Source organism: Winogradskyella sp. SM1960 (assembly GCF_020179375.1).
GTDB lineage: Bacteria > Bacteroidota > Bacteroidia > Flavobacteriales > Flavobacteriaceae > Winogradskyella > Winogradskyella marina.
Window position 1 is genome coordinate 65,598 of sequence record NZ_JAICBG010000004.1, and the last position, 14,636, is coordinate 80,233.

The 14,636-nt window shown below is 33.0% G+C and carries 12 protein-coding genes; 6 read left to right on the top strand and 6 right to left on the bottom strand.

Annotated features, from left to right (window positions below; translation table 11 throughout):
• Window positions 1–158: 158 nt before the first annotated feature.
• Both smpB and msrB read right to left on the bottom strand, forming a co-directional pair.
• Window positions 159–617, bottom strand: a complete 459-nt coding sequence (gene smpB / locus K1X16_RS11005; protein WP_225036207.1) for an SsrA-binding protein SmpB — start codon at window positions 615–617, stop codon at window positions 159–161.
• 143 nt (window positions 618–760) lie between these two features.
• Window positions 761–1,279, bottom strand: a complete 519-nt coding sequence (gene msrB / locus K1X16_RS11010) for a peptide-methionine (R)-S-oxide reductase MsrB (RefSeq protein WP_195870957.1) — start codon at window positions 1,277–1,279, stop codon at window positions 761–763.
• A 130-nt stretch (window positions 1,280–1,409) separates the two neighbouring features.
• Between msrB and K1X16_RS11015 the strand changes: the two genes are divergently transcribed.
• The 6 genes from K1X16_RS11015 to K1X16_RS11040 all read left to right on the top strand — a co-directional run bounded on the left by K1X16_RS11015 (window position 1,410) and on the right by K1X16_RS11040 (window position 11,146).
• Window positions 1,410–2,813, top strand: coding sequence for a glycogen synthase (locus K1X16_RS11015; protein WP_225036209.1), 1,404 nt, complete (start codon window positions 1,410–1,412; stop codon window positions 2,811–2,813).
• A gap of 23 nt (window positions 2,814–2,836) precedes the next feature.
• Complete coding sequence (locus K1X16_RS11020; protein WP_195870955.1) at window positions 2,837–4,102, top strand: glucose-1-phosphate adenylyltransferase; 1,266 nt, start codon at window positions 2,837–2,839, stop codon at window positions 4,100–4,102.
• 18 nt (window positions 4,103–4,120) lie between these two features.
• Window positions 4,121–6,058, top strand: a complete 1,938-nt coding sequence (gene glgB, locus K1X16_RS11025; protein ID WP_225036211.1) for a 1,4-alpha-glucan branching protein GlgB — start codon at window positions 4,121–4,123, stop codon at window positions 6,056–6,058.
• Between the two features lie 380 nt (window positions 6,059–6,438).
• Window positions 6,439–8,856 carry a glycoside hydrolase family 31 protein gene (locus K1X16_RS11030; RefSeq protein WP_225036212.1) on the top strand — a complete coding sequence of 806 codons (2,418 nt, stop codon included), beginning with the start codon at window positions 6,439–6,441 and terminating at the stop codon, window positions 8,854–8,856.
• Window positions 8,857–8,930: 74 nt separating this feature from the next.
• Window positions 8,931–9,758, top strand: a complete 828-nt coding sequence (locus K1X16_RS11035) for a M48 family metallopeptidase (protein ID WP_195870952.1) — start codon at window positions 8,931–8,933, stop codon at window positions 9,756–9,758.
• A gap of 98 nt (window positions 9,759–9,856) precedes the next feature.
• A complete protein-coding gene (locus tag K1X16_RS11040; protein ID WP_195870951.1) occupies window positions 9,857–11,146 on the top strand; it encodes an MFS transporter in 1,290 nt (429 codons plus the stop codon).
• Window positions 11,147–11,358: 212 nt separating this feature from the next.
• On the opposite strand, the gene K1X16_RS11045 is transcribed toward K1X16_RS11040, so the two are convergent.
• The 4 genes from K1X16_RS11045 to K1X16_RS11060 are packed head-to-tail and all read right to left on the bottom strand — an operon-like array spanning window position 11,359 to window position 14,309.
• The gene (locus K1X16_RS11045; RefSeq protein WP_225036215.1) at window positions 11,359–12,084 is read right to left on the bottom strand and encodes a head GIN domain-containing protein; all 726 of its coding nucleotides are present in this window, start codon (window positions 12,082–12,084) and stop codon (window positions 11,359–11,361) included.
• Window positions 12,085–12,119: 35 nt separating this feature from the next.
• A complete protein-coding gene (locus tag K1X16_RS11050) occupies window positions 12,120–13,211 on the bottom strand; it encodes a hypothetical protein (protein ID WP_225036216.1) in 1,092 nt (363 codons plus the stop codon).
• Window positions 13,195–13,752 carry a hypothetical protein gene (locus K1X16_RS11055; RefSeq protein WP_225036217.1) on the bottom strand — a complete coding sequence of 186 codons (558 nt, stop codon included), beginning with the start codon at window positions 13,750–13,752 and terminating at the stop codon, window positions 13,195–13,197. The genes K1X16_RS11050 and K1X16_RS11055 overlap by 17 nt, the downstream gene beginning before the upstream one ends.
• A 2-nt stretch (window positions 13,753–13,754) precedes the next feature.
• The gene (locus K1X16_RS11060; protein ID WP_225036219.1) at window positions 13,755–14,309 is read right to left on the bottom strand and encodes an RNA polymerase sigma factor; all 555 of its coding nucleotides are present in this window, start codon (window positions 14,307–14,309) and stop codon (window positions 13,755–13,757) included.
• Window positions 14,310–14,636 lie beyond the last annotated feature (327 nt).

Here is a 14,636-nt window from a genome sequence, read left to right on the forward strand (position 1 = left end):
TTGCTAAACACAACACTTCCAAGAATACATGCATCTCTCATAAAAACGATTATGAACCGTATTTATTTATAAAGACGCAAATAAAAATGAAATGGTTGCCTAATAGGTATCAAACTTAAACTATAATTTGTTGCCGTAAGGTAATAGTAATCTTAAATTTATCGGAAATTTTTCTTAATACGGTCTAAATTACGCTTGTTATCACGATCTTTTATGGTTTCGCGTTTGTCGTAGAGTTTTTTTCCTTTTCCTAATCCAATGATAAGCTTTGCTAAACCTCTGTCGTTAATGAATAATTTTAAAGGAATAATAGCATTACCTTTTACATCCATTTCTTTTTTTAGCTTTTTAAGCTCTCTTTTGTTCAAGAGTAGTTTGCGTTCGGCTTTAGGTCTATGGTTGTAGTAAGTACCGTATTTATACTCTTCAACCGTCATATTAATAACAAACAATTCACCTCTGTCGTTAAACTCACAAAAGCTTTCTGCAATAGATGCTTTGCTCGATCTGATGGATTTAATTTCAGTTCCAGTAAGTACAATTCCAGCCGTATATTTATCAAATATGTCGTACTGAAATTTTGCTTTCTTATTTAGTATGTTAATCGTTTTTTGCATGGATGCCAAAGATAGGAAAGTCAAATAGAAATTTGAATATTGACGGCTATAAAAAGTTTGAGCATAATAATACTGCTCGCAACCCATTTATAATTCAATTGCAAGAGAAAACTTAGTCTCAGAGATTTCTAACTTAAGGTAACTTAATCTTCAGAAGGTACAAACTTTAGTGCATCTCCATTAATACAATGGCGTTTTCCTGTAGTTTCTTTTGGACCATCATTAAATACATGACCTAAATGACCTCCACACGTCGCACAATGTTCTTCGTTTCTGGTGTAACCAATTTTAGTGTCTGTACTAAAAGCAACATTGCCTTCAATAACACGATCAAAACTTGGCCAGCCAGTACCAGAATCAAATTTGTGTTCACTTTTATATAATGGAGTATTACAGCCTGCACAATGATACACCCCTTTTTCGTAGTTTTTATTTAATGCGCTAGAGAATGGACGTTCTGTTCCTGCTTCTCTTAGAATGTGGTATTGATCTGCCGTAAGTTGTGCTTTCCATTCGGCTTCGGTTTTAGTAACCTTAAAGGTTTTATTTTCTTTTGTTTCTGTTTTTTGAGCTGAACTGTTACAACTTAAAAACAAACTTATAAGTGTTAATAATGCTATCTTTTTCAAAATTAAAATGTCTAAAATTATAGTTTGTTTCATTGGTCGTTGTTATTTGTTAATCATTACAATGTAATACCAATGTTAATTTTAAATTACATTCGTAATTATGCTTGTCTTTATTTTTATTATTGTTAAATTTAATGCATCAACAATTTGTTAATATTTGTCAATGAAAATAATACATATAAGTGCAGAATGTTACCCAATTGCAAAAGTAGGTGGTTTGGCTGATGTTGTTGGCGCTTTACCTAAGTACCAAAATGAAATTGGTGCAAACAGTTCTGTTATAATGCCTTTTTATAACAATAAATTTACCCAAGCACATAAATTTACTTCGGTTTATGAAGCTGATTTAAGACTTGGTAATAAAGAATTGAATTATAACATATTAAAAATTGATGGTTCAGTTTTAGATTTTGATGTTTTCTTTGTGCATGTTGAAGATTTGCTTTACACTGAGAGTGTGTATACAGATAACGATACCGATCGTTTTTTAGCCTTTCAAATTGCGGCTTTAGATTGGATATTAACTTTAAAAGAAAAGCCAAATATTATTCATTGTCATGACCATCATACGGGCTTAATTCCATTTATGGCCCAAGAAAGTTATACCTATGAATCGCTGAATAAAATTCCTGTAATTACGACTATTCATAATGCTCAATATCAAGGATGGATGGCTTATGATAATCTGTATAAGATTCCAAGTTTTAATATTGAAAATGTTGGACTAATTATGTGGGAAGACATGATTAACCCATTAGCAGCAGCAATAAAATGTGCTTGGAGAGTTACAACCGTTTCTCCAAGCTATATGGAAGAATTAAAATATAGTGCTAACGGATTAGAGTCGTTATTATATCACGAAAACTTAAAAGCTGTAGGAATTTTAAACGGAATAGATTCTGAGGTTTGGAATCCAGAAACGGATAAATACATTGTAAAGAATTATAAAAAATCGACTGTTGAATCGGGGAAAAAAGCCAATAAAAAATGGTTGTGTGCACAGTTTAATTTAGATGAAAGCAAACCGTTATTTGCATTTATTGGTCGATTAGTTGGCGAAAAAGGCGCTGAACTTTTACCTTATGCAATAGATTATGCACTGCGCTCTAAAGACATATCTATTATTGTTTTAGGTTCAGGCTCTAAAGAGACAGAAGGACAATTACTTGAATTAATACCAAAACACAGCGGAAATTATAACGCATTCATTGGTTATGACGAAAAGCTCTCTCATATTATTTATGCAGGAGCAGACTTTTTACTAATGCCATCTCGTGTTGAACCTTGTGGCTTAAACCAAATGTACTCTCTAAGATATGGAACCGTACCTGTTGTAAGACGTATTGGTGGATTAAAAGATACAGTTATTGATATTGGAGACGATGGTTTTGGAATTTGTCATAATGAAGTTTCTGTACATGACGTTTTACACTCAATTAACAGAGGAAAAGAATTTTATAAACAACAAAAGAAATTTAAAGCGAATAGAAAACATATAATGAGTATAGATCATTCTTGGAAAGTCTCTGCAAGAGCGTACATAGAATTATATTCATCAATAAAATAAACTAACTAAACTAAATAAGTACTATGATAAATGATGAAGTATTGAGCATCATTCTTGGTGGAGGCCAAGGATCGCGATTATATCCCCTTACAGCAGATAGAGCTAAACCAGCAGTTCCTATTGCCGGAAAATACAGATTAGTAGATATTCCTATTTCTAACTGTATCAATTCAGATATTAAGCGAATGTATGTATTAACACAGTTCAATTCGGCATCTTTAAATCAGCACATAAAAAACACATATCACTTTAGTTTTTTTAGTAGTGCTTTTGTAGATGTTTTGGCAGCAGAACAAACGATGCATAGCGACGAATGGTTTCAAGGTACAGCTGATGCGGTAAGACAAAGTATGCATCATTTTTTACAAAATGATTTTAAATATTTTTTAATTCTCTCTGGAGATCAATTATATAATATGGATCTTGAAGATATGATTGAAAAACACAAAGAGAGCAAAGCAGAAATCACAATTGCCACCCATCCTGTAAATGCTAAAGATGCTACCGGCTTTGGATTATTAAAAACGAATGAAGAGAATGTCATTACGTCTTTTATAGAAAAACCAGGTTCAGATCTTTTACCAGATTGGACATCTGAAGTTAGTGATGAAATGAAACATGAAGGTAGGCATTATTTAGCTTCAATGGGTATTTATATTTTTAATAGAGACTTGTTAGTAGATTTAATGAGTAATCCAGATACTAATGATTTTGGAAAGGAAATTATTCCACAAGCCATACATAAGCACAAGACTTTAAGTTATCAATATGAAGGCTATTGGACAGATATTGGGACAATAGATTCCTTTTTTGAAGCCAATTTAGGATTAACAGATGATATTCCTAAATTTAATTTATATGGTGAAAACAGAGTATATACAAGAGCTAGAATTTTACCTACATCCAAGATTTCTGGGACAACAATAAATAACTCGGTTATTGCAGATGGTTGTATTATTCATGCAGCTAAAATTGAAAGAAGTGTTATTGGAATTAGATCTAGAATAGGTAAAAATTCTATAGTACAAAACACGTATACCATGGGTAATGATTCCTACGAATCTTTGGCAGATATGGAATCCAAACATATTGAAAACCTTATGGGAATTGGTAAAAATTGCTTTATTAATAACTGTATAATTGATAGGAATTGTAGAATAGGAGATAATGTTAGGATTGAAGGAGGTGCAGGTTTAAAAGAAGCAGAGACCGATCAGTATTTTGTAAAAGACGGTATTGTGGTGATAAAGAAAGGTGCAACGATTCCAAAAGGCACAGAAATTAAATAATATATTCCACAACAATAAATGGCAGAAGTAATTGCACATAGTCGTTTTACAGATTTTGATATTGATCTTTTTAAATCAGGAAAGCATTATCGTTTATATGAAAAATTTGGTTCTCATATTACTACTTTAGATGGAGTCGAAGGAGTGTATTTTGCGGTCTGGGCTCCAACCGCAAAAATGGTATCCGTAGTAGGAGATTTTAACTTCTGGACAGAAGGCGAGCATAAGTTAAATGTACGCTGGGATTCTAGCGGTATTTGGGAAGGATTTATACCAGGTGCAGGTAAAGGCACCAAGTATAAGTATAAAATCCTAAGCAGTAATAACGATATTAAAACAGAAAAAGCAGATCCTTACGCAAGACGTGCGGAGCACAATCCTAATACTGCCTCAATTGTTTGGGACGATAATTACAAATGGAAGGATTCTAAATGGATGAAAAAGCGTAAAAAGAATAATGCATTAGACGCACCTATTTCTGTTTACGAAGTGCATTTAGGCTCTTGGAAAAAACAAGTGGAAGAGAATCGATTTATGTCTTATGTAGAACTGGCGGATGATTTGGTCAACTACGTAAAAGAGATGAACTTTACACATGTAGAGTTAATGCCAATTATGGAATATCCTTATGACCCATCTTGGGGTTATCAGGTTACAGGCTATTTTGCTCCAACATCGCGATTTGGATACCCTGAAGAATTTAAATTATTGGTCGATAAACTTCACCAAAACGATTTTGGGATAATTCTAGATTGGGTACCATCTCATTTTCCTGAAGATGCACATGGACTTGGATTCTTTGATGGTTCTGCATTATATGAACATCCAGATAAACGAAAAGGTTATCACCAAGACTGGAAGAGTTTAATTTTTAATTATGGACGAAACGAAGTCAAATCATTTTTAATAAGTAATGCACTTTTTTGGCTAGACCAATACCATGCGGATGGATTTAGAGTAGATGCCGTTGCATCCATGTTATTTTTAGATTACAGTAGAGAAGATGGTGAGTGGGAACCAAACATGTTCGGTGGTCGTGAAAATCTAGAAGCCATGTCATTTTTAAGAGAAATGAATGAAGCTGTGTATGCTGCTTTTCCAGATGTACAAACTATAGCCGAAGAATCTACTGCTTTTCCTATGGTATCTAAGCCCGTATTTATGGGAGGTTTAGGCTTTGGAATGAAATGGATGATGGGTTGGATGCACGATACACTTGAGTATTTTAGTAAAGAAACCGTATATAGACAGTTTCATCAAAACGACTTAACGTTCTCAATGACCTATGTGTTTACAGAAAACTTTATGTTGCCTCTAAGTCATGATGAGGTTGTTTATGGTAAAGCTTCAATCTTAGGAAAAATGCCTGGAGATGAATGGCAACGTTTTGCGAACTTAAGGTTGTTATACAGCTATATGTTTACACATCCTGGAACCAACTTACTATTTCAAGGTTCAGAATTTGGGCAAAGTAGTGAGTGGAATTTTAAAACTAGTCTCGATTGGCATTTACTTCAATACGATCCGCATAAAGGAGTACAAGAATTAGTAAAAGATCTCAATGCACTCTATAAAAACGAACCTTCTCTACACCAAAAACAATTTGAAGCAGAAGGTTTTGAATGGATAGATTATGGAGATTCAAAAAACTCAGTTTACAGTTATATTAGAAAAGGAAAAGAAGAAAAGGACGATTTAATAGTTGTTTGTAATATGACGCCAGTTCCTAAGGAAAAGTATAAACTCGGTGTGCCTGACAAAGGAAAACTTAGAGAAGTTTTTAATAGTGACTTAAAGAAATATTACGGAACAGGAGACTATAAAAATAAATTAAAAACGACTAAAGCTGATGCGTGGCATTATAGAGATCATTCTATGGAAATTAATATTCCACCTTTAGGTATGGTTGCGTTCAGGTATGAAACCCGAATAAAACCTAAGAAAAAACAAAGTTAAAAGCCTAGACGTATTTAAATACAGCTTTTTTTATGGTGATATTTGATTCTAAAAAGGAATCATTTGATATAAACACAGCCCTTTTAAGTTGTAATACTTAAAGGGGCTTATGTGATTTTAAACTTTTCCAAAAAAGATTATGAAATTGACATAGGAGCACTAAATCAATTTACAGTGTTTTTACAAGAGCAAATAATTGAGCTAGACACTAGGTTTCAAATTGCATATAAAGCTAAATATTGGTCGATAATTAACAAAATCGCAAAGCGTTAAGCAAAAATCTAATAGTTAATAACAATTCTTAATATCCACCGCTAAGCCTTTCAGAAGTTGAAATTTTTCCGTTTTTTTGCGGGTGATTTTTGCTTAAAAATTGACCTATGATTGTAAATACTGAATTAGAAAATAAAGGGAACTTATTTCCTTCAAAAATAATAGACTTTAAAAAAGACGTCGATAAACTTTACTTCACAGCAGACAATGATGTTATTTTAGAGTTAACTGTTGTTAGAGATAGTCTGCTTCGCTTTAGATATACCACAGTTGGAAACTTTAATAATGATTTTTCTTATGCCATTACCCAATACGCAAGTATTGGCTATAACAAGTTAGAAATTAGCGAAACTAAAACTAGCTTTGAAGTTTTAACATCGAAATTGCGTTGTGAGATATCTAAGGAAGATATGAGAACTTCAATTTATGATGCCAAAGATGGAACATTAATAAACCATGATGAAAATGGTTTCCATTGGGAGGAAAGTTATGAACATGGTGGAAACATCGTAAAAATGAGTAAAGTTTCTAACGATGGCGAAAGTTATTATGGACTTGGTGATAAGCCAAACCATCTTAATCTTAAAGGGAAGCGTTTTAGTAACTGGGTAACCGATTCTTACGCCTACGGTAAAGACACCGATCCTATTTACAAAACCATTCCATTTTATACTGGTTTACATCATGGTAAAGCTTATGGTATTTTCTTTGATAACACATTTAAGTCGTCTTTCGATTTTGCACACGAACGTAGAAATGTAACCAGTTTCTGGGCACAGGGAGGCGAAATGAATTACTATTTCTTCTATGGCCCTAAAATGAACGATGTTGTAGAAAGTTATACGGATTTAACTGGAAAACCACATCATTTACCACCACTTTGGGCATTAGGTTTTCACCAATGTAAATGGAGTTATTACCCAGAAAGTAAAGTAAAAGAGATTACGTCAACATTTAGAAAACTTCAAATACCTTGTGATGCTATTTATTTAGACATCGATTATATGGAAGGGTTCCGTTGTTTCACTTGGAACAAAGCATATTTTCCTGATCCAAAACGCATGGTTAAAGAATTAATGGACGATGGTTTTAAAACGGTTGCTATTATAGATCCAGGTATTAAAATAGATAAAGAGTATTCCGTTTTTAAAGAAGCTTTAGAAAAAGATTATTTCTGTAAGCGTGCCGATGGTGATTATATGAAAGGTAAAGTATGGCCTGGAGAGTGTTATTTTCCAGATTTTACAAACCCAGAAGTAAGAGATTGGTGGTCTGGTCTATTCCAAGAACTTATTGAAGACGTAGGTATTAAAGGTGTTTGGAATGATATGAATGAGCCAGCCGTTATGGAAGTGCCAAATAAAACATTCCCGGACGATGTTCGTCATGATTACGACGGTAACCCTTGTAGTCATAGAAAGGCCCATAATATTTACGGTATGCAGATGGCGAGAGCAACGTACCAAGGACTTAAAAAATATTCATATCCAAAACGTCCTTTTGTTATCACACGTGCAGCTTATTCTGGTACCCAACGTTACACATCAACTTGGACAGGAGATAATGTAGCAACTTGGGAACACCTTTGGATAGCTAACCTACAAGCACAGCGTATGGCAATGTCTGGTTTCTCATTTGTAGGAAGTGATATTGGTGGTTTTGCCGAGCAACCACAAGGAGAGTTATTTACACGTTGGATTCAATTAGGAATATTTCATCCATTTTTTAGAGTACACTCTTCAGGTGACCATGGGGATCAAGAACCTTGGGCTTTTGATGAAGATGTGACAGCTATTGTAAAGAAATTTATAGAAATTAGATATAAATTATTACCGTATTTATATACGGCATTTTGGAATTATACAGATCATGGCACACCATTATTAAAATCTTTGGTGTTGTATGATCAAGATGATGTGCAAACACATTATAGGACGGACGAATTTATTTTTGGCGAACAAATATTAGCGTGTCCGATTTTAGAACCAAATGCTAAAGGTCGAAGAATGTATATTCCTCGAGGAAATTGGTATAACTTTTGGACCGATGAGGTTGTAAAAGGTGGTAAAGAAATGTGGGTAGATGCGGATATTGACAGTATGCCCTTTTTTGTAAAAGAAGGAGCAATAATTCCTAAATACCCAATTCAGCAGTATGTTGGTGAAAAGGAAATCACAGAAATTACATTAGATGTGTACTATAAAGATGGGAAAGAAGAAAGTGATTTTTATAGTGATGCTAATGATGGTTTTGATTATACAAAAGGGCGGTATAGTTTAAGAAACTTTAAACTTACAGGTAAAGGTAATGAGTTAATAATCAATCAACACAAAGAAGGTAAATTCATAACACCTTATAGTACTTTTAATATTCAATTTCATGGTTTACCATTCGATATAGTTGAGGTGCAGTTAGATAATGAAACTATAGCGCATAAAAGCTTAAGAGTTAATAATATAGAGTCTATTACTGTAGATAAAAACTTTTCTGAGCTACATTTAAAAGGAATTAAGTCACATTCTTAGTGACTATTTAATTAAATTAGTGTCAAATTAATAGTGTTAAACTTACCAATGGGTTTAATTTAAAACGTATACGTATGAAATTTAATAAAGTAGTGTTTAGTTTTTTGATTGTTGTTATCGTGGTATCGTGTGCAACAAATCCTTTTACAGGAAAAAAAACAATGGCATTTGTAAGTAACGATCAGTTATTTCCATCTGCATTTGCGCAGTACAATCAAGTGATGTCAGAAAGTAAAGTCATTACAGGTACAGCAGATTCTGAAATGATTAAACGTGTTGGTCAACGAATATCAGTTGCTGCAGAGCGATGGTTAAATGCAAATGGTCATCAAGGCTATTTAGAAGACTACAAATGGGAATATAACCTCATCGAGTCAGAACAAGTTAACGCATGGTGTATGCCTGGTGGAAAGATTGCATTCTATACCGGAATTTTACCTGTAGCAGAAAACGAAACTGCAATTGCTGCAATTATGGGTCATGAAGTTGTTCATGCCTTAGCAAATCATGGGCAGCAACGTATGAGCGCGGCTTATGTACAACAAGGCTTGGCTGTCGTTGGTAATGTAGCATTAGCTAATGATGAGCAATCTTTAGGGATTTTCAATCAATCTTTTGGTATCGCGTCTAACGTTGCTGGTATCTTGCCTTTTAGTAGAGCACATGAAACAGAAGCAGATAAAGTAGGCTTAATTATTATGGCTATTGCGGGTTATAATCCTGATGAAGCTCCTGAACTTTGGAAACGAATGAATGCAGCTAGTGGAGGACAAGCGCCACCAGAATTCTTAAGTTCGCATCCTGCAAACGAAACAAGAATTAAGAATTTACAAGAATTAGCACCAAATGCTAAAGCTGAAGCTAAAAAATTTGGTGTCACATCATTTAGACCAATAAACTAAGATTATAAATATATTTGTTTACTTTAGAAGCTGCTCAATTTGGGCAGCTTTTTTTATGAATTTTTTTGATATCTATAAAAGATAATTAACCTGCATTTATGAGTGAATTTAAAAAAGGAAGTAAAAAGCTTCTTAACGCCTGGGCGTTTTATGATTGGGCGAATTCAGTGTATACCTTAACGATTGCGTCTTCTATATTTCCTCTGTTTTATGCTTCATTATTTGAATCTAAAGAGACATTAGTATCTGCCTTTGGGTTTACAATGAAACAAGAAACATTAATTACAATTGTAACAGCGTTTACATTTTTAGTGGTTGCAGTTTTATCTCCAATTCTTTCGGGTATTTCGGATTATGTGGGTAATAAAAAGAATTTTATGAAGTTCTTTTGTTATGTAGGATCAATTGGCTGTATTGGATTATATTGGTTTAATCTTAGTTTTATTCACTTTAGTTTATTGTTCTATTTTATGGGCTTAATAGGTTATTGGGGAAGTTTGGTTTTTTATAATTCTTACCTTCCAGATATTGCTTTTGAAGACCAGCAAGACAGTATTAGTGCCAAAGGATTTTCAATGGGATATATAGGAAGTGTTCTTTTATTAGTTGTAAATTTAATTATGGTAATGACTCAAGAGGACGATGCTGATAAAATTGAAATGATGCGATATTCGTTTATTACTGTAGGAATTTGGTGGGCATTATTTAGTCAATATACATTTAGAATTTTACCAAATGGAGTCTCATCGGGTCATAAAGTAACTAAAGATGTTGTCTTTAATGGTTTTAAAGAATTAAAGGCTGTTTGGGTTCAGTTGAAGCAAAATTTAAGATTAAAACGCTACTTAAATGCCTTTTTTGTGTTTAGTATGGCTGTGCAAACCATTATGTTAATGGCAGTTTATTTTGGTGAAAAAGAAATTAATTGGGCTTCGGATGGTGAAAAAACTATTGGACTTATTGTTAGTATTTTAGTGATTCAGTTGGTTGCCATTCTTGGTGCTATTTTAACATCTCGGGCAGCTTCAAAATTTGGTAACATAAATTCACTTATCGCAATTAATTTTATGTGGATGTGCCTTTGTGTATATGCTTTTTTTATGAAATCTCCAATGCAGTTTTATATAGCAGCGGGTTTAGTAGGCTTAGTAATGGGAGGGGTTCAGTCCTTAGGACGGTCAACGTATTCTAAATATTTACCTGAAACGGAAGATACTGCATCTTACTTTAGTTTTTATGATGTAGCAGAAAAAATAGGGATTGTTATCGGTATGTTCATTTTCGCTTTTGTATCTGAATATTCCTCAATGCGTTATGCTATTTTATTCTTATTTGTTTTCTTTTTAATAGGTATTATCCTTCTGTTTAGAGTTCCTAAAGAAGAATAAATAAGGTTTGTCTTAAATTGGTTGATGCGCAATCCATGTGAAGTCCTTTCAGTAACCACTCATATTAAGTGTCTTGTTTTTGTGTCATAAGATTAGGATATTAATTACAGTAACATCAGAATAGGAGTTATTAAATCACTTTTAAGATTGAATTATAAAAAAAAGGACAAGTAAACCGCTTGTCCTTTTTTTTACATATATAATTATAAAATTTAATGACTTACACTTCCAGAACCTGAAATCTTGGTGTCTTTTTTTGTTGGATTTCCAGAATATTTAACATCCCCAGATCCTGAAATACGTACCTTTAATTCGCCGTTACAATGAACACTAATATCTCCAGAACCAGAAATTGTAGCGTCGACATTAGTGCTGTTTAAATCGTCACCATCAAAATCACCAGAACCTGCGATTGTTGTTGTTAAGTTCGTCGTTTTTCCTTTTAGTTCAATATCGCCTGAGCCTGCTAAAGTACTTTCTATAGTTTTGGATGCAATTTGTAAATCAATATCACCAGACCCAGCTAAGGACACTTTAAAATGGTTTGCTTCTATGATACCTGAGTTTTCTACATCACCTGAGCCAGCCAAAGATACTGCACTGATAGACTCATATGGTATGGTAATAACAATCGTTTCTGTTGGTTTTAAATTATACCCCTTTTTTATTTTCACTAATAAAGCATTGTTTTTTACTTCCGTAATAATATAAGGTATTAAATTAGAATCTCCTTTAATTGAGATGTTGCCTTCTTTACCTTTTATAAGTTGAAAGTCCATAGATCCTGCTGTTTTTATAGCGTTGTAAGATGCTGTTGTTGCAGTTGAGGTTATAATGTTGCCATCACCTTTAATTCTCTTTGATTTTCCCCATTGCGCAGATACTAAAGTGGTGCTTAATAGAAAGATTAACACCGTAATTGATTGTAGTAGTTTCATGATTTTTTGATTTTAATTGATTGATAAATTATTTCTTAGTTGTTTTTAAAAGTTATGTTGCCATATTCAGACTCTATAAGCACAGCGTTGTTTGAGTTTGGTTTGCCGTGATAACCTACATATTTCTTTCCAAAATTATCAGTGTGTTTCTCTGTAAAGTGAAACCCATCAGATTCTCTTAAGGACCCAAATTCAATCTCAATATTAAAATCGAAATTATAATCACTATCAATGCCTACGGTAATACCAACAAACTCAGTGTCCATATTTATTTTTTTAGTGTTTGGTGTTAAGCGGTCTATTTTTATGGAACCATAATCTGCTTCTATTGTGGCTGTTTTGTAGATGGTGCCAAGTCGTAGAGCTAAATAATCGCCTTCTCCATCTAAATTGTTAATATTATCAATTTTAAGCGAACCATAATCACATTCATAAACGACATTTTTAGCAATTTCAATGACAGACGTTGTATAATCGGCTTCCAAATTTAAGTCTTTGACTTTCGCGATTGTAAACTCACTATAATCTGCTTCAATTGATGCGTTGTTTATATATTCAAAATAGCTGTTTTTTGTATAATCTAATCGTATGGTGTTAGATGTTCCCATGAGTTCTTTGGTGGTGACTTTACCATAATCACATTTTATATAGGCATTACCCTCAAGCTTGTCTAAATTGATGTAGCCATAATCGTTAAAGAGCTTTACGTTGTTTGTAATAGGCATCTTAACCAAGTAGTTAATTTCTATCTTTACATTGTTTCCTAGTTTTTTATTCCACCAAGACGTATCATAACTGTTGCCGCCAATTGATGTAATTGCTGAAACTTTATGAGGTGCAGATTGCCAGGCAACATCTAATTCGTTCAATCTTTCGTTAACCTTGTTTTCATTATTACCATTTACCTTAATGGTGACTTGGACATCAATACGATTTTTGTCCCATGTAATAATATCAATATTTCCATATCTGCTGGTAATATTAAAGGTAGCATCAGCATTTACGTTGAAAGATTTTTTTAGCGTTTTTTGTTTTTCATGTTTTGCCGCTTTAGGTGTCTCATTTGATGCTAGTAAAAGTGTAGGCATCAAGATTAGAAAAAAGCAGAGTTTATATAATGTTCTCATTGGAGTTGGATTTGTATTGTTTAACAGTTTCAATTTGTTCTAAAACGGTATTTAAAATGTCTATTCTGGTTTGAAAGTTAGAAATCATCGCATAAATAACACGTTGGTTTTTTCCGCTTTCGGTTAAATCTGTTTTTAATTTTTGGTAATCGGTTTCTAAAAGTTCTATTTGTACTAAAGCATCATTTATGATTTTGTTTGTTAAAGGTGAACGCGCTTTGTTGAGTTTTTTTAATTCATTTTCAATGGTAACCGTAAAAAAGTTTTGTGTTTCAGACATTTCTGGCGAAACATTGGCTAGATCTAAAGTTTTAGGTTCGTTTTGTAAGGTTGTATAAATGCTAAAACAGATGACCAATGATGCTGCAATTGCTAAATAAGGTTTCCAATTAAAACTAGTTTTCTTTTTACCTTTAGTAGAGGCTCCTTCACTTGCCTTCAACTTTTCTACAAACCTTTGTTTATGGTTATATTGAGGGGTTTCAATATCAAACTGATCCTTCAAACCATCAAATAAGCTATCTAAATTATCTTTTTCCATAATTATATTACTGCTAACTTTTTTCTTAAACTCTCTTTCGCTCGCGATATTAATGTTCTGCAATTGGCATAAGAGATATTCATAATCTCGCCAATTTCTTCGTAATCGTAACCTTCAATTAAATGCAGTGTAAGACTCAAATTGTAATTAGGTTTTAAAGTTTTCATAACATCTAAAATTTGTGTCACTTTCTCATTATGCTGTTCATGTTCCTCAATTCCGTCGTTACTGTTGTCTTCAACTTTATAGATAACCGTATCTAAAGGCACTTCATTATGCTTTGCCATTTTGTTGTAATAGCCAATACTATTGTTTATGACAATACGTTTTAACCATGCACCAAACATGTTGATGTCTTCTAATGTATTTAATTTTGTAAAAGCCGTTAAAAAGGACTCTTGCATGATGTCTTCAGCCTTATAAGAATCTTTTACAATTCTAAGGGCTGTATTATACATGGCTTTGTTATATCTGTTATAAATTTCCAACTGCGCACGTTGGTTTCCAGATTTACAAAGCTGTAATAACTGTTCGATATTTTGATTGGTTGATGTCAAAAAAAACAATTGCTTTTACTTAAAGATGATGTTATTTTAGTATTGTTACAGTTGATATAAAAAAAAGTTATTTATTGAATGCTTTTTGTCAGTTCGAGTGTTTTGAGAAGCATGAGCAAAATCTATAAAGAACATTTGCTAAGATGGCTTCTCGATACAAATTGACTCCATTATCACCGCATCAATTCACTCGAAGTGATGATCCTATTCAAAAAAAATCAAAATACTTTTAGTAAATCAAAGGTAATGGCATAACAATTGAAATTACTGTAGTGTGAATAACTTTGGATATCTTATAACCCTTTGATGTTCAATGTGAAATTAATT